This is a genomic window from Endozoicomonas sp. G2_2, from assembly GCF_017744135.1.
GTDB lineage: Bacteria > Pseudomonadota > Gammaproteobacteria > Nevskiales > Salinisphaeraceae > Salinisphaera.
In genome coordinates, this window is the sequence record NZ_JAGHQU010000006.1 from 192442 (window position 1) to 211544 (window position 19103).

Annotated in this window: 18 protein-coding genes and 1 tRNA gene; 3 read left to right on the forward strand and 16 right to left on the reverse strand. The window is 65.0% G+C overall.

All coding sequences use genetic code 11. The features are described from left to right. Positions 1–6: 6 nt before the first annotated feature. From rpsR to rnr, 5 genes are all read right to left on the reverse strand, one after another. Entirely contained in the window at positions 7–237 is a 231-nt protein-coding gene (gene rpsR, locus J7355_RS09375) for a 30S ribosomal protein S18 (protein ID WP_006914321.1), read from the reverse strand. A gap of 11 nt (positions 238–248) precedes the next feature. Beyond that, on the reverse strand, positions 249–620 hold the full coding sequence (rpsF, locus tag J7355_RS09380; protein ID WP_209061968.1) for a 30S ribosomal protein S6: 372 nt from the start codon (positions 618–620) through the stop codon (positions 249–251). 137 nt (positions 621–757) lie between these two features. Next, on the reverse strand, positions 758–1516 hold the full coding sequence (gene rlmB, locus J7355_RS09385; RefSeq protein ID WP_348523019.1) for a 23S rRNA (guanosine(2251)-2'-O)-methyltransferase RlmB: 759 nt from the start codon (positions 1514–1516) through the stop codon (positions 758–760). A gap of 86 nt (positions 1517–1602) precedes the next feature. Next, entirely contained in the window at positions 1603–2310 is a 708-nt protein-coding gene (locus J7355_RS09390; protein WP_209061969.1) for an OmpA family protein, read from the reverse strand. A gap of 8 nt (positions 2311–2318) precedes the next feature. Next, complete coding sequence (rnr, locus tag J7355_RS09395) at positions 2319–4667, reverse strand: ribonuclease R (RefSeq protein WP_247739888.1); 2349 nt, start codon at positions 4665–4667, stop codon at positions 2319–2321. A gap of 98 nt (positions 4668–4765) precedes the next feature. Between rnr and J7355_RS09400 the strand changes: the two genes are divergently transcribed. Further along, positions 4766–4852: transfer RNA gene (locus tag J7355_RS09400), tRNA-Leu, on the forward strand. Positions 4853–5166: 314 nt separating this feature from the next. On the opposite strand, the gene J7355_RS09405 is transcribed toward J7355_RS09400, so the two are convergent. The 9 genes from J7355_RS09405 to mutL form a co-directional block, all read right to left on the reverse strand. Next, positions 5167–6471, reverse strand: coding sequence for an adenylosuccinate synthase (locus J7355_RS09405; RefSeq protein WP_209061974.1), 1305 nt, complete (start codon positions 6469–6471; stop codon positions 5167–5169). Between the two features lie 2 nt (positions 6472–6473). Further along, positions 6474–7664 (reverse strand): ATP phosphoribosyltransferase regulatory subunit, encoded by a 1191-nt coding sequence (locus tag J7355_RS09410; RefSeq protein WP_209061975.1) that lies wholly within the window; start codon positions 7662–7664, stop codon positions 6474–6476. A gap of 19 nt (positions 7665–7683) precedes the next feature. Next, the gene (locus J7355_RS09415; RefSeq protein WP_209061977.1) at positions 7684–7869 is read right to left on the reverse strand and encodes a DUF2065 domain-containing protein; all 186 of its coding nucleotides are present in this window, start codon (positions 7867–7869) and stop codon (positions 7684–7686) included. 8 nt (positions 7870–7877) lie between these two features. After that, on the reverse strand, positions 7878–8759 hold the full coding sequence (gene hflC / locus J7355_RS09420) for a protease modulator HflC (protein ID WP_209061979.1): 882 nt from the start codon (positions 8757–8759) through the stop codon (positions 7878–7880). After that, positions 8756–10120 (reverse strand): protease modulator HflK, encoded by a 1365-nt coding sequence (locus tag J7355_RS09425; protein ID WP_209061981.1) that lies wholly within the window; start codon positions 10118–10120, stop codon positions 8756–8758. Before J7355_RS09425 ends, hflC begins: the two co-directional genes overlap by 4 nt. A 128-nt stretch (positions 10121–10248) precedes the next feature. Further along, positions 10249–11592 (reverse strand): ribosome rescue GTPase HflX, encoded by a 1344-nt coding sequence (hflX, locus tag J7355_RS09430; RefSeq protein WP_209061983.1) that lies wholly within the window; start codon positions 11590–11592, stop codon positions 10249–10251. A gap of 38 nt (positions 11593–11630) precedes the next feature. Further along, a complete protein-coding gene (hfq, locus tag J7355_RS09435) occupies positions 11631–11891 on the reverse strand; it encodes an RNA chaperone Hfq (protein ID WP_209061985.1) in 261 nt (86 codons plus the stop codon). 60 nt (positions 11892–11951) lie between these two features. Further along, a complete protein-coding gene (gene miaA / locus J7355_RS09440; protein WP_348523020.1) occupies positions 11952–12905 on the reverse strand; it encodes a tRNA (adenosine(37)-N6)-dimethylallyltransferase MiaA in 954 nt (317 codons plus the stop codon). A gap of 11 nt (positions 12906–12916) precedes the next feature. Next, positions 12917–14767, reverse strand: a complete 1851-nt coding sequence (gene mutL, locus J7355_RS09445) for a DNA mismatch repair endonuclease MutL (protein ID WP_209061989.1) — start codon at positions 14765–14767, stop codon at positions 12917–12919. 226 nt (positions 14768–14993) lie between these two features. Here mutL and J7355_RS09450 point away from each other — a divergent pair, with 226 nt between their 5' ends. Together J7355_RS09450 and J7355_RS09455 are read left to right on the forward strand one after the other, a co-directional pair. After that, positions 14994–15446, forward strand: a complete 453-nt coding sequence (locus J7355_RS09450) for a Fur family transcriptional regulator (RefSeq protein ID WP_209061991.1) — start codon at positions 14994–14996, stop codon at positions 15444–15446. Between the two features lie 59 nt (positions 15447–15505). After that, positions 15506–16972: a catalase gene (locus J7355_RS09455; RefSeq protein ID WP_209061993.1), complete on the forward strand. Its 1467-nt coding sequence runs from the start codon at positions 15506–15508 to the stop codon at positions 16970–16972. Between the two features lie 153 nt (positions 16973–17125). Here J7355_RS09455 and J7355_RS09460 read toward each other — a convergent pair whose 3' ends face one another. Then, positions 17126–18235, reverse strand: a complete 1110-nt coding sequence (locus J7355_RS09460) for an FAD-dependent oxidoreductase (RefSeq protein WP_209061995.1) — start codon at positions 18233–18235, stop codon at positions 17126–17128. Next, a complete protein-coding gene (locus J7355_RS09465; protein ID WP_209061997.1) occupies positions 18232–19056 on the reverse strand; it encodes a sulfite exporter TauE/SafE family protein in 825 nt (274 codons plus the stop codon). The genes J7355_RS09460 and J7355_RS09465 overlap by 4 nt, the downstream gene beginning before the upstream one ends. Positions 19057–19103 lie beyond the last annotated feature (47 nt).

Below are 19103 nucleotides of genomic sequence, written 5' to 3' on the forward strand. Positions count from 1 at the left end.
GACCTCCTAGGACGAATGCCGGTCGGTGTACGGCAGCAGCGCCAGAAAGCGCGCACGCTTGACGGCGGTGGACAGCTGACGCTGATAACGGGCGGCCGTGCCGGTGATGCGGCTCGGTACGATCTTGCCGGTTTCGGTGACGTACTGCTTGAGGGTCTCGATATCCTTGTAATCGATCTCCTCGACACCTTCAGCAGTGAACTTGCAGAAACGACGGCGGCGGAAAAAACGGGCCATGACGGTGCTCCTTAGCTGGCGTTGGCAGCAGGCTTGCGCTCGCCGCGGTCGTTACCACGATCGTCGGCGTTCTTGGCAAGCGGGGACGGATCGGTGTCGGCCTTGTGGCGGGCAACGACCATGTGACGCAGCACGGCGTCGTTGAAGCGGAACGCGTCCTCAAGCTCCTCGCGCGCGCCCTGCGAGCACTCGACGTTCATGAGAACGTAGTGCGCCTTGTGGATCTTGGTGATCGGATAGGCCAGCTGACGGCGGCCCCAGTCCTCGTGACGATGGATCGTTCCGCCGTCGTTCTCGATGATGCCGCGATACTTCTCGACCATCGCCGGCACCTGCTCGCTCTGGTCCGGATGGACCAGAAACACGATTTCATAGTGTCGCATTGTGTTTCCTTTCGGGTTGCAGCCCCCGGTTCGATCCAGCCCGGATCACCGTGGAGCAAGGACTGCGGCGCATGCGCCGCGAGGCGCGGTATTCTAAGGGCTTGACCCCGGCAGCGCAACGCACCGATCGCAACGTTTCACGCCGTGCTCGCCACCCGCCGTTGCCGCACGGCCTCGAACAGCGCCACGCCGGTGGCCACCGACACATTGAGACTCTCGACATCCCCCGCCATCGGGATGGAAACCAGCGCATCGCACTGGCGCGTGGTGAGCTGGCGCACGCCCTTCTCCTCACCGCCGGCAACGAGTACCAAGCGTTCGGGCAACGCCGTGTCGTAGATCGACGTATCCGACTCGCCATCGAGGCCGACGACCCAGAAACCCTCCGTCTGCAGGCGCGCCAACGCCCGACTCAGGTTGGTCACCGGCACGAACGCCACGCGCTCGGCCGCGCCGGCAGCCACCTTGCGCACCGCCGCCGTCAGCCCGGCCGCGCGTTTGCGTGGCGCGATGACCGCCGTCACGCCGGCCGCCGCGGCACTGCGCAGACAGGCCCCCAGGTTGTGTGGGTCCTGAACCTGATCCAGGGCCAGCACCCACGGTTTCGCGGCATCTGCGAGCAGCGCCGGGAGATCGGACTCGCGCTGCTCACGCGCGAGTGCGCGCTCGGCGATGCAGCCCTGGTGGCGCACCGTGGGCAGCATCGCATCCAGCGCGTCCATGTCGGCGGTCGCGATTTCGATGCGGCGCTCGGCAGCGGCCGCGCGCAGCGCCTCGGCGCGCCCGTCGCGGCGACCACTGGCCAACCAGATCCGCGTAAGCGCGCGGTCTTTTTCGATCGCGCTCATCACGACATGAAAACCGCCGATCAGACCCTGCTCCTGCGCGCTTGTCACCGCCTGCTCTCCTGTTCAATGCCCTGAATCAAAGAAGCCCGGCAATGCCGGGCTTCGTCTAGCCTATCCGAAATGTCGGCGCGCGATCACGAACCGAGATACGGCGGCTCGGAGAAGGCCTGGGATTCCTGGCCTTCGACAATCGGCTTGATCACGATATCGACACGGCGATTCTCGGCGCGACCGGCTTCGGTGTCGTTCGTGGCGATCGGCTCGGACTCGCCGCGGCCCCAGGTCAGCACACGCTGGGAATCCACGCCGCGGCCGGTCAGGAACTGGGCGACGGCCTGGGCACGCTGCTGCGAGAGCTTCTGGTTGTATTCGTCGCTACCGCTGCTGTCGGTATGGCCGACGACGTGAATCGCCGTCTTGTCGTAGTCCTTGAGCGTGGCGGCGATCTTGTTGAACGTGGTCTGCGCCGGGCCGGACAGCGTCGAGCTGTCCACCGCGAAGGAGGCATCGCTGGCCACGCCGATCTTGAGCGCGTCGCCATCGAGGCGGGTGATATTTAGCACATCGCGCGCCTGCTCGGCTTCCAGCTTCTGGTTAAGTTCCTTCTGCTGGTTGTCCATGTAGCGGCCGGTTGCACCGCCCGCCATCGCGCCGATCGCCGCGCCGATGGCAGCATTGGTGCCGGACTTGTCGCCCAGCTGCGAACCGGCGATGCCGCCGAGTACGGCGCCGACGCCCGCGCCGATCTTGGTCTTGCGGTTCGGGTCGCCCGCGCAGGCGGTCACGACGAGCGTGCCGCACAGCAATGCGACAAGTACCAGGGCGGAATTTTTTCGGGTCATGGACCGGTTCATTGACTCTTACCTCGTTTGCTTTGACGGCGCGACTTGCCGGAGGACTTGCCCTTAGCGGACTTGCCCGGGCTGGACTTGCCGGCCCCCGGCTTGCCCTTTTCGGACTTTCCTGGCCCCGGCTTGTTCCCCGGTTTGCCGCGTTTGCTGGCCGCGCTGTCGGGCTCGACCAGCTCGAAATCGATCTTGCGTTCGTCGAGATCGACGCGCGCGACCTTGACCTTCATCTTGTCGGCCAGTCGGTGTACCACACCTGAACGCTCGCCTCGCAGACAGCGCGACTGGGCGTCGAAATGGTAGTAGTCGTTCGACAGGCTGGAAACATGCACCAGCCCGGTGGCGTAGATCCCGTCGAGTTCGACGAACAGTCCGAATGCCGTGACCCCGGTGACCGTGCCCTCGAAGGTCTGGCCGAGCGAATCGCTCATGTATTCGCATTTCAGCCAGTCGTCGACATCGCGCGTGGCGTCGTCGGCGCGTTTTTCGGCTTCCGAACAGACGGTGCCGAGGCTTTCCATCGCGGCCACATCGTAATCGAAGGTCTTGGGCTTGCCGCGGGCTTCCAGATGCTTGATCGCGCGGTGCGCAAGCAGATCCGGATAACGCCGAATCGGCGACGTGAAGTGCGCGTAGTTCTCGAGGGCGAGGCCAAAGTGGCCTTCGTTGTGCGGCGTATAGACCGCGCGCGATAGGCTGCGCAGCATCACCGTCTGGATCAGATGCGCGTCGCTGCGATCGGCCACCGAGGCCAGCAGCGTGGCGTAGTCGGCGGCCTGCGGATCGGAGCCGCCCGGCAGCGAAAGGCCGCGCTCGGCCAGAAACGCGCGCAGATCCTCGAGCGCATCGGCGGCCGGGCCGCTGTGCACGCGATAGAGCAGCGGCATGCGTTTTTTCGACAGATGCGTAGCCGTGGCAACGTTCGCCGCGATCATGCATTCCTCGATGATCTTGTGCGCGACATTGCGCTCGGTCGGCACGATGCGCTGGATCTTGCGATCCTCGTTGAAGATGATGCGCGTGGCGGTGGTTTCGAACTCGATCGCGCCGCGCTCGCGCCGTTCGGCGAGCAGCGCTTCGTAGAGGCCGTGCAGGTTCGCCAGCGGCTTGGCCAGCTCGCGATAGCGTTCCGGCATGTTGTCCGGGTTTTCCAGCCAATCGGCGACCTGTTCGTAGAGCAGGCGCGCGTGCGAGCGGATCACCGCCGAATAGAAGCGACTGGAGCGCATGCGCCCCTGCTTGTCCAGGCGCATCTCGCAAACCAGCGCCAGCCGGTCGACTTCGGGGTTGAGCGAGCACAGCCCATTGGACAACGCCTCGGGCAGCATCGGCACGACATGATCAGGAAAATACACCGACGTCGCGCGGCGCTGGGCTTCTTCGTCGAGCGCCGAACCCGGCTTCACATAGGTCGAGACATCGGCGATAGCCACCCACAGCCGCCAGCCACGCGGCGTCTTGCGGGCATAGACGGCATCGTCGAAATCGCGCGCGTCGGCCCCGTCGATGGTGACCAGCGGCAGGTCGCGCAGGTCGGTGCGATCTTTCTTGTCTTTTTCGGCCACCGCGTCGCCAAAGCTTTCCGCTTCGGACAGCGCCTCGGCCGGCCATTCATAGGGAATGCCGTGCGAGCGCATGGCGATATCGATTTCCATGCCCGGCGCCATGCGATCACCCAGCACTTCGACCACGGCACCGATGGGTTGCACGCGCTTGGACGGCGGCTCGACGATGCGCACGGTAACCATCTGGTTGTGGGCCGCGCCGTTACGATCGGCCTCCGGCACGCGAATATCGTGGGCAATACGCGCGTTGTCCGGCACCACGTGGCAGACACCACGCTCCTCGACGAAGCGGCCGACCACGGTGTCGTTGACCCGCTCGAGCACTTCGGCCACGCGCCCTTCCCGACGCCCGCGGTTGTCGCGGCCGACAATGCGCACCACCGCGCGGTCGCCGTGCATGAGCAGGCGCATCTGGCGCGGGTTGAGGAACACGTCGTCCTGCTCGCCGTCGTCGGGAATGAGAAAGCCGAAGCCGTCCCGATGGCCCTGTACGCGTCCGCGCACCAGATCCATCTTGTCCAGCGGGCCCAGCGCGCCGCGGCGGTTTTCCAGCAGCTGGCCGTCGCGCAGCATGGCGCGCAGGCGGTGCTCGAACGCCTCGGCGGCATCGCCGGTCAGGGCATAAAGCGCGGTGAGTTCAGCCCCGGTCATGGGCCGGCCCGCGTCGGCCAGGTCGTCGAGCACGAGCTGGCGGCTGGGTACGGGTTCGGCGTAGCTGCCTTTTTCGTGTTTGAACTGTGGATCGCGGTCGCGCCAGTCGGCACCACCGCCCGTTTTCTTATTCAAGATGTTGCTCCATATGCGCGCACGATACCGTAATCGCATCGTGGCACAAGCAATGATTGACAACCGCCGGGGCAATCGATAAATTGCGCGCTCTTCGAGCCCAGGTGGCGGAATTGGTAGACGCGCTAGCTTCAGGTGCTAGTGAGCTAACGCTCGTGGAGGTTCAAGTCCTCTCCTGGGCACCAAGCTCGAACACACGGCAAGCAATCGCTTGAGCGAACTGCTTGCCGATGAAAGGCCGCGTCATCCGACGCGGCCTTTTTTATGCGCAGAAGATCGCGCAAGCGAAAGTCCAGCGGATCGAAGACCGCCGTGGTGGCCGGCACAGAGCCAAGGCACGCGGCGCAATAAACTGTTGAGAATGACGCCCGTGCCGGGCCGCTCAACGACCGGCGCGATCCGTTACACGGATGCTGCCCACGAATCCCTGCGGGATTGCTGCACAATAGCCCGGCGTGGCTCGGCCTTGCGGCCGCAGCCATAAGGAACGCGCAACGCGTCAGACAGACGCGCTACCGCAGGGGTGGCGCAGCACGATAGTGTCGGCGCGGTCCGGCCCGGTGGACACGATATCGATCGGCGTGCCGGTAATCTCGGCCAGGCGATCGAGATAGTTGCGGGCCGCTTGCGGCAGCTTGTCGTACTCCCGCACGCCGGAGGTGGATTCGGCCCACCCCGGCATCTCTTCGTAGACCGGCTCGCAGCGCGACAGCGCTTCAGCGCCTAGCGGCGGCACGGTGATCACCTGATCGTCGCAGCGATAACCCGTGCACAGCTGGATGGCGTCGAGGCCGTCGAGCACATCGAGCTTGGTGATGCACAGCCCCGAGAGACTGTTGTTGAACGCCGCCCGACGCAGCCCGACCGCATCGAACCAGCCGCAGCGGCGCGCCCGGCCGGTGGTCGCGCCGAACTCGGCCCCCTTGGAGGCCAGATGGCGGCCGTTGTCGTCGTCGAGTTCGGTCGGGAACGGCCCGGAGCCGACGCGGGTGGTGTAGGCCTTCACCACACCGAGCACGTAATCGAAGTACATCGGCCCGACGCCGGTGCCGGTGGCGGCACCGCCGGCGGTGGTGTTCGACGAGGTCACGTACGGATAGGTGCCGTGGTCCACGTCGAGAAGCGCGCCCTGGGCGCCTTCGAAAAGGATCGAGTCGTCGGCAACATAGGCCTGACGCAGCAATTCGGCCACGTCCGCGACCATCGGCGCGATCTCGTCGGCATAGCGCAGGCAGTCGTCGAGGGTGGCCTGGAAATCGACCGGCGCGACGTTGAAGTAGTTCTTGAGCACGAAATTGTGGAAATCCAGCGCCTCGCCCAGTTTGCTGGCCAACATCTCGCGCCGGAACAGATCGCCCACACGAATCGCACGCCGTGCGACCTTGTCTTCATACGCCGGGCCGATCCCCCGCCCCGTGGTGCCGATCGCGGTCTTGCCGCGGGCCGCTTCGCGCGCCTTGTCGAGCGCGATATGGCTCGGCAGGATCAGTGGGCAGGCCGGGCTGATGCGCAGACGGCTGCGTACCGGTACCCCGCGCGCCTCGAGCGTGGCCATCTCCTCGATCAGCGCGTCAGGCGAGAGCACCACGCCGTTGCCGATATGGCAGGTCACGCCGTCGTGAAGAATACCGGACGGAATCAGGTGCAGGACCGTCTTCTCGCCGTTGATCACCAGCGTATGGCCGGCGTTATGGCCGCCCTGGAACCGAACCACGTGACGGGTGCGGTCGGTGAGTAGGTCGACGATCTTGCCCTTGCCCTCGTCGCCCCACTGGCTGCCGATCACGATGACGCGTTTGCCCATGACTAGACCTTTGTTTCCAGCGGCCGCACATCCCAGCGGCCATCGATGAATTCGAGAACCCGATCACAATCGTCGCCGAGCGGATCGTTCGCGCCCGGCGTCGCCACGATCACCCGCTCACCCGCCGAACGCAGACGGCGCACGCTGGCCAGCAGCTCGGGATCGCTGCCCGGCGGCGCGTGAATACCGCCGCGCCGCGTTTCGGGGGCGAAACGGCCGAGCGCCGCCAGCAGGTTGAGATCGGCCGAGAAACCGGTCGCCGGCCGCGGCCGCCCGAAGGTGGCGCCCACGTCATCGTAGCGTCCGCCGCGCGCGAGTTCGCGCCCGAGGCCCGGCGCGAATGCGGCATACAGCAGGCCCGTCTTGTAGCGATAACCGCGCAGTTCGGCCAGATCGAGAAAAAGCGGTACCTGCGGATAATGCGTCGCGAGCAGGTCGATCATCTCGCCGAGGCGCTCCAGCGCGGCATCGATTTCAGCGTCGATACCGGCCAGCGCGTCGCGCGCCTGCGCGAGCACGCCCGGCTCGCCGTTAAGTTCGATGAGCTGCTGAAAACGCGTGTGGCTTTGCGCGTCGATGCGCCCGGCGGCGGCCATGCTGTCCAGATCCGGGCGCGACTTGCGCTGAATCACGTCGAACAGTTGCGGCTCGAGATCAGCCGGCATGTCGGCGTGCGCGACCAGCCGGCGATAGATCGCCACATGGCCGAGATCCAGGCACGCATTGTCGATGCCCATCAGCGTCAGCGTCTCGAGCATCAGCGATACGATTTCCAGATCGCTGTCGATATGGGCATCGCCGAATTTCTCGGCGCCCACCTGCAACGGCGAGCGTGAACCGCCCGGCTCTTCCGGACGGGTGCGCAGAATACTGCCGATATAGCAGTAGCGCGCCGGCCCCACGGCCTGCAGCCGATGCGCATCGATACGCGTGGCCTGGGTGGTCATGTCGGACCGCACGCCCATCATCCGGCCATTGAGCTGATCGGTGAGCTTGAATGTCTGCAGATCGAGCTCGTGACCCGCCCCGGTGAGCAGCGAGTCGAGATATTCAATCAGCGGCGGGCGGATCAGGTCATAGCCCCAGCGCCAGTAAAGATCGAGCAACTGCCGTCGTGCAGCCTCGAGGCGCCACGACTCGGGCGGCACCATTTCCTGAACGCCCTCGGGCAGAAGCCAGCGGTTCGATTGCATCGCGTTACGACGTGTTCCGTCAGTGAATGAATTGCAGCAGCAGAACGCCCACGCCAATGAGCACCCCGCCGAACACACGCAGGCTGCGGCCGTCCACATCGGACAGCCGCAGCATCATTTCGCGCCAGCGCTCGGGCGCCAGGAAGGGCATCAGCCCTTCGATGACCAGCACCAGCGCCAGAGCCCTCAGCAAATCAGGCCACATGGGCGCGGTCAGCGCCCGGCGCTGTCAGCCGAAGGCTTCGGGTTGAAGTACTTGAACAACTCGCCGTCCGGCCGCAACAGCAGAAGGTCGTCGCTGCCCAGCGAATCCCGATACAGCTGCAGACTGCGATAGAAGCTGTAGAACGTCGGGTTCTTTTGGTAGGCGTCGGCATAGAGTTTCGCCGCCTGCGCATCGCCCTGGCCGCGGATCACCTGACCCTGGCTGTAGGCATCCGCCAGGATGATCGTACGTTCGCGTTCCGCGTCCGAACGAATTTCCTGGGCCGCGGCGTCACCCTGGGCACGCAGCGTGCGAATGACCTCCTGACGCTCGGAGCGCATGCGCTCGTAGACCGACTCGCTCACCTCGTCGGGCAGGTCGAGACGCATGATGCGCACGTCGGCGATCTCGACGCCGAGCTCCTCGGCATCCTGGTTCGCCTGCACCTGCACCGCCGCGACGATCTCGTTGCGGTCATCGCCCACGGCCTGGCGAATCGTGCGCTTGGAGAACTCGGCCAGCAGATCGTTTTCCACGATTTCGGTGAGCAGGTCACGCGTACGCTGCTCGCTGCCCTGGGTCGACAGGTAGTAGTCGACCGTGTCCTTGATACGCCACTTCACATAGAAGTCGACCGCAAGGTTCTTGTTCTCCGAGGTGAGCACGCGCTCGATCTCCTCGGTGAACGTCATGATGCGGCGGTCGAACGAGTTGACCGTCTGGATGAACGGGACCTTGAAATGCAGGCCCGGCTCGTAGTTCTGGCCGACGATCTCGCCGAGCTCGACGACGACCACGCGCTCGCGTTCGTCGACGATGAACGCCGAGTCGAGCGCCGCGTAGCCAATGATCAGAACGATGATGATCGCGAAGATATGCTTGGGACTCATGAGTTGCGATCCCGGCTGCGGAGATTGTCGGACGCGCTGTTCGACGAGGACGACGAACCACTGCTCGACCCGTCGTAGGTGGACGAGCCACTCGAGGCGCCATCACCACTGCTGCCGTTATTCATGCCGTTGTTGGCCGCGGCCTCCGCCTGCTTGTTGCGACGCGCGTCGTTGAGCATCTTTTCCAGCGGCAGATACATCAGCGGCCCGCCTTCGCTCTGCTCCGCGAGAATCAGGTTCGAGCTCGACAGCACTTCGCCCATGCTCTCGAGATACAGACGCTCACGCGTGACCTCGGGGGCATTTTCGTACTGCGCGAGCAGCTCGGAAAAGCGCGAGGCCTCACCTTTGGCGCGTGCGGTCTTCTGTTCGCGATAACCGCGCGCGTCCAGCAGGATGCGCGCCTTCTCACCCTGGGCACGGGCGACGATGTCGCGTGCATAGGCCCGGGCGATGTTCTTCTTGCGCTCTTCTTCCTCGCGCGCCTTGATCGCTTCCTCGAAGGCGCCCTGCACCTGCTCGGGCGGCTGCGAGTACTGCACGTTGATGGCCACCACGTTGATGCCGGCGTTATAGCTCGACAGCGTAGCCTGCACGATCTTGCTCACGTTCTCGGGCAGCTTGGCACGGGACCGGTCGGTGATTTCCGGGTAGGCGTTCTGCTGGGCCTTGATCTCGTTGACGAGCTTGTCGTCCACGCCCTGCAGCGCGTCCTTTTCCGCCGGCTGCCCGGAGCCTTCTTTCAAATCGACGTTGTCGAGCGCCCGATCTTCGAGCTCCTCGACCTGCACGCCTTCCTGAATGACCTGGTTCATGCGGCTTGTACCGACGATCTCGCGGACCGCCGAGCGCAGCACCTGCTCGACCGTGGCGTCGGGCTCACGCAGCTGGAAGAGATAGTTCATCGCGTCGGAGATGCGGTACTGAACGGCCACCTCGACCTCGACGATGTTCTCGTCCTTGGTCAGCATCACCGCACGGTTCTTCGCTCGCCGGACCTGCTGCGTATCGACCTTGTAGACACGATCGATCGGATACGGGAAATGCCAGTGCCAGCCGGGCTCCTGGGTGCTGGTGTAGTTGCCGAAGCGCAACACCACGCCCTTCTCGCCAGGCTGCACCACGTACAGGCCGGTGGCCAGCCAGATGACCAGCGCCACGGGCACGATGAACAGCAGAATGGCCGGACTCGGCCCGCCGGCGCCGCCACCCGCGTTGCCGCTGCCATTGCCACCCTTGTTACCGGAAAAGCGCGCACGAAGATTGCGCCAGATCTGGTCCAGATCCGGGGGGCCGCCACCGTTATTCTTGTTGCCGCCACCCCACGGGTCCTGACCTTTGCCAGGCTCGTTCCAAGCCATGCTTATATTCATCCTTTAGGCGAAACCGCGATTCTATCGGGCGCCCCCACCCCTGTCGAACACCGCTGATGCCCTCATCGACGGGTTGACCGGCGGGTGCGTTTTATCGAGCGTTATATATTGAGCTTCTACGTCACCGGCAGGCTCGAGGATGCCTCGGCCCGCGGCGTCATGCGCGACGCGCGGCGCTCGACTAGCACCTCGTCGAAGCGCAGCCCGGCGCGCGCGACGATACGCTCGAGATCGGCCTGCGAGGCCGTCACTGCCAGTCGACTGGCGCCGTCGTCGTCGTGGCTTTCGGCATCCACCACCCCAAGTTCGAACAGCTCGGAGCGCAATCGCCCGGCTGAAGCCGGCACACGCAGCACCCCCGCGATGATGTCGGGGTTGCAGAAATCCGCGAGCACGGCGCGCAGCGTTTCGACCCCTTCGCCACTCATCGCCGACAGCCACACCCGCGTCGGAACGCCGTGGGCATCGGTCTCGACGTGCGCGCTCTCGTTGTCGAGCAGATCGACCTTGTTGAAGATCTCGATCTGCGGCACGTCGCGCGCGCCGATTTCGTCGAGCACGTCGTTGACTTCCCGCGCATGCGCGCGGCGCTCGGGATCGGCCGCGTCGATGACGTGCAGCAGCACGTCGGCCTCGCGGGTCTCCTCGAGCGTGGCCTTGAAGGCCGCGACCAGTTCGTGCGGCAGATCACGGATGAAGCCTACGGTATCCGCCACGATCAACGGCTCGCCCACCGGCACGTCCATGCGGCGCAGGGTCGGATCCAGGGTCGCGAACAGTTGATCGGCCGCGTAGATGCTTTCGCCCGTCAGCCGATTGAACAGCGTGGACTTTCCCGCGTTGGTGTAACCCACTAGAGAAACGATCGGCGTACGCGCACGCCGCCGCGCCGCTCGGCCCTGTTCGCGCCGTGCACTGACTTTTTCGAGGCGCTGACGCAGCATCTTGATGCGTTCGTTGAGCAGTCGACGGTCGGTCTCGAGCTGGGTCTCACCCGGGCCGCGCAGCCCGATACCGCCCTTCTGGCGCTCCAGATGCGACCAGCCCCGCACCAGTCGCGTGGCCAGATGCTGCAGCTGGGCGAGTTCGACCTGCAGCTTGCCCTCGTGCGAGCGCGCCCGGCTGGCGAAGATATCCAGAATCAGACCGGCACGATCGAGCACGCGCGCGTTCAGGCGCTTTTCGAGATTGCGCTCCTGGCTGGGCGACAGATCGTGGTTGAAAACCACCAGCTCCGCGCCGCGCTCCTTGGCGGATTCGGCAATCTCGTCGACCTTGCCGCCACCCACGAAATAGCGTGGGTCCGGCGTACGACGGCTGCCGCCGATGTGGTCCAGCACATCGGCGCCTGCCGACTCCACGAGTTCGCGAAACTCGCGATCGGCCTCGTCGTATTCGTCGATGCCGAAGGCGAGATGCACGATGACGGCCGCCTGACCTGTCGGCGGCCGTTCAAACATGAAGAATTCCGGTCGGTTGCTGGTGGTCGATCGCTGCTCTAATCGCTGTCGGCCCCGTCACTGCTCTGGTTCATTTCCTCGTGCATCTCCGAGCGTACATTACGGGCCGGCACGATGGTGGAAATGGCGTGCTTGTACACCATCTGGTTGACCGCGTTGCGCAGCAGCACGACGAACTGGTCGAAGGATTCGATCTGCCCCTGGAGCTTGATACCGTTGACCAGATATATCGACACCGGCACGCGCTCCTTGCGCAAGGCGTTCAGGAATGGTTCTTGTAGTGTTTGGCCTTTTGCCATGGGTACAGACTCCGCAGAAGCTAAAGTATAAAGATTTCGTTAAAGCGATTGTAGCACGCGTCAACCGAAATGATTCGATTGCCGCAGATGTGTTAGTGCCTGTTTTATATCGGGTTTTTCGTCGCTCGTCAGCCAGTGTGCGTCTTCGATGGATCGCAGCCAGGTCAGCTGACGCTTTGCGAGCTGGCGCGATGCGAATATCGCGCGCTCGACGCCCTGCTCCAGCGTCAGTTCTCCGCTCATGACCTGCCACAGCTGGCGATACCCGACGGCGCGGATCGCCGGCAATTCGAGGTCTAGATCGGGCCTGGCGTGGAGTTTTTCAACCTCTTCGTAAAATCCCTGTGACATCATTATTTTGAATCGCGATGCGATGCGCTCGTGCAGCACGCGCCGCGTCGAGGGCGCCACCACGAGCTTGGTAATAGACCACGGCAGCTGCGTGGCGTTCCGGGCCGCGCGTTCGCGGGCGTGCAGCGCGCTCGGCGTCTGGCCGCTCAAGGCGTGAATCTCCAGGGCGCGCTGGATGCGCTGTGCGTCGTTGGGGTGAATACGCCGCGCGGTCGGCGGGTCGATCCCGGCAAGGCGCTGGTGCATCACGTGCCAGCCGTGCCGATCGGCTTCTTCCGTCAATCGGGCCCGCAATCGCTCGTCGCGACCCGGCATGTCGCTCAGCCCGTGCTCGAGTGCCCGAAAGTAGAGCGAGGTGCCGCCGGTGAGCAGCGGAATGCGACCCGCGGCGTGAATACGCTCGATCTCGGCGATCGCGTCGCGGCGAAAATCCGCGGCCGAATACGGTTCGGCCGGATCCCGAATATCCACGAGTGCATGCGGCGCGCGCGCCAGCGTTTCGGCATCGGGCTTGGCGGTGCCGATATCCATCCCCCGATAGACCATGGCGGAGTCCACCGACACGATCTCGGCATTGAGGGTTTCCACCAGCTCGACCGCCAGTCCGGTCTTGCCGGAGGCGGTCGGCCCGAGCAGAAAAACGACACCGGGGCGTTCAGACACGCCGGCAGCGCTCATTTGCCGCGCATGAACAGGCGATCCAGCCCGCTCATGTCGACCTGAACCCAGCTCGGGCGGCCGTGGTTACAGTGCCCGGCCCGGTCGGTGTGCTCCATGTCCCGCAACAGCGCGTTCATCTCCGCGAGCGTCAGTCGCCGGCCGGCCTTGACCGCCGCCTTGCAGCCCATATCCGCCAGCACGTCGTCGATACGATCGCGCACCGCCTGCGGGCCGCGCAGCCCGTCGCCCAAATCGGCGACCATGTCATAAGCGAGTGCGACATAGTCCTCGTTGGCCAACAGCGCCGGCACACCGCGCAGCAGAGCGGTCGTGGGCCCGGCGCGGGTGATTTCCAGACCCACCGCCTCGAGCGCGTCGGCATGGCGCTCGACGGCTGCCGCTTCGGCTTCGGCGAGCGACAGCGTCTCGGGCACGAGCAGGCGCTTGCTCTGAATCCGGCCCTGCGAATACTCCTGTTTGAGTTGTTCGTAGAGCACGCGTTCGTGCGCGGCGTGCATATCCACGAGAATCAGGCCCTGACGGTTCTGCGCGAGAATATAGATGTCGTGCAGCTGCGCGAGCGCATAGCCAAGGGTCGGCGTGTCGTCAGCGTCGGCCTGCGGCGTCGCGGACTGTGTTATCGCGTCGTCGGCCGGTGCGTCCGCGGGCGCGGCAGTGAAATCCGACGGCATCTGAAACGCGTAAGCCGCACGGGTCTGGGCGATACTGGGGATATCGGTCGCGCTGCCCGGGCTGTCGAACAGTCGCGACACCGGCCGCGGCGTGATCTCGTCCGCTCCGTGGGGTGGCGCCGCCGGCTCACGCACCGGCAGATCGACCTCGCGGGCCGCGTGGGGCCTGGCCTCCACCGCCGCGAGCGCGCGCTGCACGCTGCGAAAGACGAAATCGTGCACGAGCCGGGACTCGCGAAAACGCACCTCGGCCTTGGCCGGGTGGGCGTTGACATCGACCTGGCGCGGATCCACGTCGAGATACAGCACATAGGCCGGGTGGCGCTGGTTATGCAACAGATCGCGATAGGCCAGCCGCACCCCGTGGTTGAACACCTTGTCGCGAATCGGCCGGTTGTTCACATAGCTGTACTGCCGGTCCGCCTGCCCGCGCGAAAAACCGGGCGTGGCGATCCAGCCGGACAGACGCATCCCGGCGGCCTGCTCGTCGACTGCGACGGCATGCTCGCCAAAGGGACCGCCTATGAGCTTGTCGACGCGCGCCTGCATGTTGTCGAGATCGTCTGCCGGGGCGAGACGTGCGATCTCGGTGCCGTCATGGCGCAATACGAAACCGATATCGAAACGCGACAGGGCAAGCTGATTGAACGCCTTGCGGATGTGCGCGAACTCGGTGGCCGGCGCGCGCAGGAACTTGCGACGGGCCGGAATGCGCGCGAACAGCTCGCGCACTTCGACACGCGTGCCGCGATCGAGCGCGGCCGGGCGCACGGTATCGCCCTGGCCAGGCTGTGCACCGGGCGTCACGGCATGGGCACGATCGGCATCGCCAGCCCGCGAAGTCAGCGTCAGTTGCGCCACCGAGGCGATGCTGGCCAGTGCCTCACCGCGAAACCCCAGGCTCGCGACCGCCTCGAGGCCGTCAAGGCTGTCGATCTTGCTGGTCGCATGCCGGGCCACGGCCAGCGGCAGCTCGTCGCGACCGATGCCGCTGCCGTCATCGGCCACGAGAATACGACGCAACCCGCCGTGCTCCACATCGACCGTGATCCAGCCCGCGCCTGCATCGAGGCTGTTTTCCATCAGCTCCTTGACGATCGATGCCGGGCGCTCGACCACCTCGCCGGCGGCGATCTGGCTGATCAGCTGGTCGTCGAGGAGACGGATCGTCATGGCAGTAGCACGATGGTCGGGTACGAACGGCGGCGAACGCGGTAGTTTCCGGCAACTCGCGTTCATTGGCAAAGCCGGCCGGGCACGCCCGAGTCACGCCGACCGATCGTTACCCTCCGGAATACGGCACTCAGGCCTTTCGCGACACCGTCACGAGACGGACGCGTATTTTTAACCGAGTCGTAATCTTGACTAATTCAAGTTTATCGCCAATTATGTCCGCGCCATGAGTCGACAGACCACACCCATCGTCCAGCAGTTGCGTGACCGCGGGCTCCGCGTGACCGCTTCTCGCCATGCTGTGCTTGCGTGGCTGGTGGAGCACCCGCATGCCACCGTTGAACAGGTGCATGCTGGCGTGAGCCAGCAGATCGGGTCGATATCCAAGCAGGCCGTCTACGACGTGCTTGCGGCATGTATCGACGCCGATCTCGTGCAGCAGATCAAGCCGTCCGGCCACCCGGCACGTTTCGAGCGGCGCACGGGCGACAACCATCATCATCTTGTCTGCCGCAGCTGCGGCTGTATCGAGGACGTGGATTGCGTACTCGGCGAAAAGCCCTGTCTTACGCCGGGCCACGATCACGGCTTCGAAGTCGATGAGGCCGAGGTGATGTTCTGGGGGCTCTGCAAGTCCTGCCGGACGCACAGCCTCGAAACACCGGACGAGGGTGTTTGAAACTCGACGCATAAAATGCGGCGACCACGTCGCGTGAACCACCACTGGAGGGTAGAACCTTGACAGACGATATCCGCACAACGCATACGACGACGGGCGGCGAGCCGTATCCGAGCGACGAGCATTCGCTCTCGGTCGGCAGCGACGGCCCGATTGTTCTTCACGACCATTTCCTCATGGAGCAGATGGCGGCGTTCAACCGGGAAATGATTCCGGATCGCCAGCCGCACGCCAAGGGCGGCGGTGCCTTCGGCCACTTCGAGGTGACCGAGGACGTGAGCAAGTACACCAAGGCCAAGTTCCTGCAGAAGGGCGTCAAGACCGACATGGTCGCGCGCTTCTCCACGGTGGCCGGCGAGTCCGGCAGCCCGGACACCTGGCGTGATCCGCGCGGTTTCGCGCTCAAGTTCTACACCGAAGAAGGCAACTTCGACATGGTGGGCAACAACACGCCGGTCTTCTTCGTGCGCGACCCGATGAAGTTCCAGCACTTCATTCACTCGCAGAAGCGCCGCGCCGACAACGGCCTGCGCGACCACGACATGCAGTGGGACTTCTGGACGCAGTCGCCGGAATCCGCGCATCAGGTCACGTGGCTGATGGGCGACCGCGGCGTGCCCGCCACCTGGCGTCACATGAACGGCTACTCCAGCCACACCTACATGTGGGTCAACGCCGAAGGCGAGCGCTTCTGGGTGAAGTACCACTTCAAGACCAACCAGGGCATCAAGTGCCTGACCCAGGAACAGGCCGATCAGATGGCCGGCTCCGACGCCGACTATCACCGTCGCGATCTGTTCAACGCCATCGAACGCGGCGATTTCCCGACCTGGACGCTTTATGTGCAGGTCATGCCGTACGAGGATGCCAAGACCTATCGCATCAATCCGTTCGATCTGACCAAGGTCTGGCCGCACGAGGACTATCCGCTGATCAAGGTCGGCAAGATGACCCTCGACGAGAATCCGGTCGACTTCCACACGCAGATCGAACAGGCCGCGTTCGAGCCCAACAACATGGTGCCGGGCACCGGCGTGAGCCCGGACAAGATGCTGCTTGCCCGTACCATTTCCTATGCGGACGCCCATCGCGCCCGTCTGGGTGTAAACTACAAGCAGATCCCGGTCAACGTGCCGAAATCGCCGGTCAACAGTTACACCAAGGGCGGCGCGATGCGTATGCATAACGTCTCCGACCCGGTGTACGCGCCCAACACCAAGGGCGGCCCCCACGCCAACCCCTCGGCCTACCCGGCGAACAACGTTTGGGAAGCCGACGGCGAAATGGTCCGCGAGGCCTACAAGCTGCGCAAGGACGACGGCGACTTCAACCAGGCCAATGACCTGGTGAACAAGGTCATGAACGATGAAGAGCGTGATCGCCTCGTCAACAACGTGGCCGGCCATCTGTCCGATGGCGTCGGCGAAGACGTGCTCCAGCGCGCCTTCGAATACTGGCGCAATGTCGATGCCACCATCGGCGAGCGCATCGAAAAGGCCGTCCGGGAGAACCTGAAGGCAGCCTGATCGATCGGTTATTCAATTAACCGCGGCAAGGCGGCGCGTCACTGACGCGTCGCCTTTTTTGCGTGTGGGGCCCGGCAAATTCGGTCACCGCCGGGCCGGCAATGCGACAGCCCCGGTTAGGACTGCCTGCCGGTGAGGCGAAAGCCCTGCGGGTCAATCGTGTCCGTTGAAACGCGCGATGAGCGCGAGCCATTCGGCATCGCGCCGCAGGCGACGGCGCGCCAGGCCCGCACCCTGCCACCACAGCCGTCCGCGCCAGCCGATCGCCGTGCCATCGCCCATATCGACCACATGACCCGCCCTGCCTGGTCGATAACTCTTGAACGGTCGTCGACGCGCACCAGCCACGATATTGCGGGCCAGCACCTGCGCCTGTTCACACGCCTCGGAAAAACGCATCATGTCACGGCCGATCATGGCCGCGCAGCCGCCGGCCGCATAGATCCGCGTATCCGTGGGTGAATGCAACCGACGTGAAACAGACAAACCATCGCTTTCGGCGGGCAACTCGGCCGCGTGAGCAAACCGCGCGGCGCCGGCACCGGCCGCGATGACGACATGATCCGCCCCGAACCGGCGGCCATCGCTGCTGCAGACCGCCCCCTCCTCGACGCCACTAAGCCTGGTGTTCACGATCAGTTCGAGCGCGTGCCGCGCCTGCAGCGCCATGACACGTCGGTTAACGCGCCAGGGCGCCCCCGGCAACGGGCGCGTACCCGGCAAGAACCAGCTGATACGCAAATGATCGCGCCACGGACCATTGACCAGACCGGCGACGATCTCGGTCGCGCGCGGCCCGTCACCATAGACCGCGATGCGCTGCACGCGGCCGCCGCCCTGCCGTTCTGACAACGCCTGGACGAACTGGACGAGCTCGTAGGTCGCCGATGCGCGCCATAGCTGCAGGCCGCTGCCCGCGACGTTGGTGTCGTCGAACGGCGTTTCCTGGCCGACGTTCAGCGAGATGGTGTCGAACGTCTGCATCTGGCCGCTGGCGAGCCAGAGCCGGCGATGGCGCGCGTCGAGGCCAAGCGCGCGATCGCACCGGTAGCGCACATCGTTGGCCTTGCAGAAAGCTCGCAGTGGCAACCGCAGGGCGTCGCGACCGAGCTCGCCGCGCATCAGCCGTGCGGGCGCACCGCCGTACCAGAAGCTGCCCGGGTCGACGAGCTGGATATCGAAGCCGGCGTCACGCAGCGCCGCTGCATGCGCCACCAGCGCCACATGGGCATGCCCGGCACCGACAAGCAGAAGCGGTCTCATGCCGCGGGCGTGGCTCCGTTCACAACCGATATCCAGAGCGCAAGCGCAGCGACCACCACCGCCGCGCCGAGCACGGTATTGCTCGCGCGCAGTTGCGGCAGATGATGAATCCGCCGCGCCAATCCCATGCCGGATACCGCGCCGAGCACGAACAGGCCGGCCGTGTAACCGGGGATTTCCGGCGCAAAAAGGAACCCGACGCCCGCCCCCACGATGGCGACCACGGATGTGGAAAACGCGAGCGTTCCCACCACCAGATACCCCTCACCCGGCCGCTGACGATCCAGAATGCGCCAGCCCATCCACGAGCCGGGGGCGGCGCAGAATGAGGCGATCAACCCGCAGCCAGCGCCCGCAAACAATGCCGCGGCACGCTGACCGCCGTTGAGTTCAGCCGGCGTACTCGCCTCGCCGACGGCGCGCCGGGGCGCATGAAGCAGCGTCGCCGGCGCTGACGCGCGGCGATGCCGATACTGACGAACAGTTAAGAGCAGAAGCGGGCCGAACACGATCGCGGCGACCATGAACAGCGTCGCCAACACTGTTTCGGTCGTGTGTTGAGCCAGCCAGGCGCCGACGATCACAATCGGCAACCCGCCCATGATGAGAAGCGTCGCATGGCGGGTGCTGCACTGCCGCGCCCTAACAGCATCTCCTGCTGCGATTGCGGCACAGATGCCAAGCGCGAACAGCGCGATCGGCAGGCTTTGATGGAGCCCCACACCGCCGGCCAGCACAAGCAGCGGCAGCGCAACGAAGGCGCCCGCAAATGCCGAAAGCCCGTAGGCCACGCCCACCAACACGCCCAGCAGAAGACTCATATGCCGTGCCCCTCGTGACGCCGCGACCCCGGCCCTGCCGGGCCGCG

Bases quoted from the DNA above. Each gene is read 5' to 3' on its own strand.
- J7355_RS09390 (WP_209061969.1), bottom strand. From the start codon at position 2,310: ATGACCCGAAAAAATTCCGCCCTGGTACTTGTCGCATTGCTGTGCGGC.
- J7355_RS09410 (WP_209061975.1), bottom strand. From the start codon at position 7,664: ATGCAATCGAACCGCTGGCTTCTGCCCGAGGGCGTTCAGGAAATGGTG.
- J7355_RS09450 (WP_209061991.1), top strand. From the start codon at position 14,994: ATGAGTCGACAGACCACACCCATCGTCCAGCAGTTGCGTGACCGCGGG.
- J7355_RS09405 (WP_209061974.1), bottom strand. From the start codon at position 6,471: ATGGGCAAACGCGTCATCGTGATCGGCAGCCAGTGGGGCGACGAGGGC.
- hflC (WP_209061979.1), bottom strand. From the start codon at position 8,759: ATGAGTCCCAAGCATATCTTCGCGATCATCATCGTTCTGATCATTGGC.
- J7355_RS09425 (WP_209061981.1), bottom strand. From the start codon at position 10,120: ATGGCTTGGAACGAGCCTGGCAAAGGTCAGGACCCGTGGGGTGGCGGC.
- hfq (WP_209061985.1), bottom strand. From the start codon at position 11,891: ATGGCAAAAGGCCAAACACTACAAGAACCATTCCTGAACGCCTTGCGC.
- J7355_RS09415 (WP_209061977.1), bottom strand. From the start codon at position 7,869: ATGTGGCCTGATTTGCTGAGGGCTCTGGCGCTGGTGCTGGTCATCGAA.
- hflX (WP_209061983.1), bottom strand. From the start codon at position 11,592: ATGTTTGAACGGCCGCCGACAGGTCAGGCGGCCGTCATCGTGCATCTC.
- rpsF (WP_209061968.1), bottom strand. From the start codon at position 620: ATGCGACACTATGAAATCGTGTTTCTGGTCCATCCGGACCAGAGCGAG.
- rpsR (WP_006914321.1), bottom strand. From the start codon at position 237: ATGGCCCGTTTTTTCCGCCGCCGTCGTTTCTGCAAGTTCACTGCTGAA.
- mutL (WP_209061989.1), bottom strand. From the start codon at position 14,767: ATGACGATCCGTCTCCTCGACGACCAGCTGATCAGCCAGATCGCCGCC.
- J7355_RS09460 (WP_209061995.1), bottom strand. From the start codon at position 18,235: ATGAGACCGCTTCTGCTTGTCGGTGCCGGGCATGCCCATGTGGCGCTG.
- J7355_RS09465 (WP_209061997.1), bottom strand. From the start codon at position 19,056: ATGAGTCTTCTGCTGGGCGTGTTGGTGGGCGTGGCCTACGGGCTTTCG.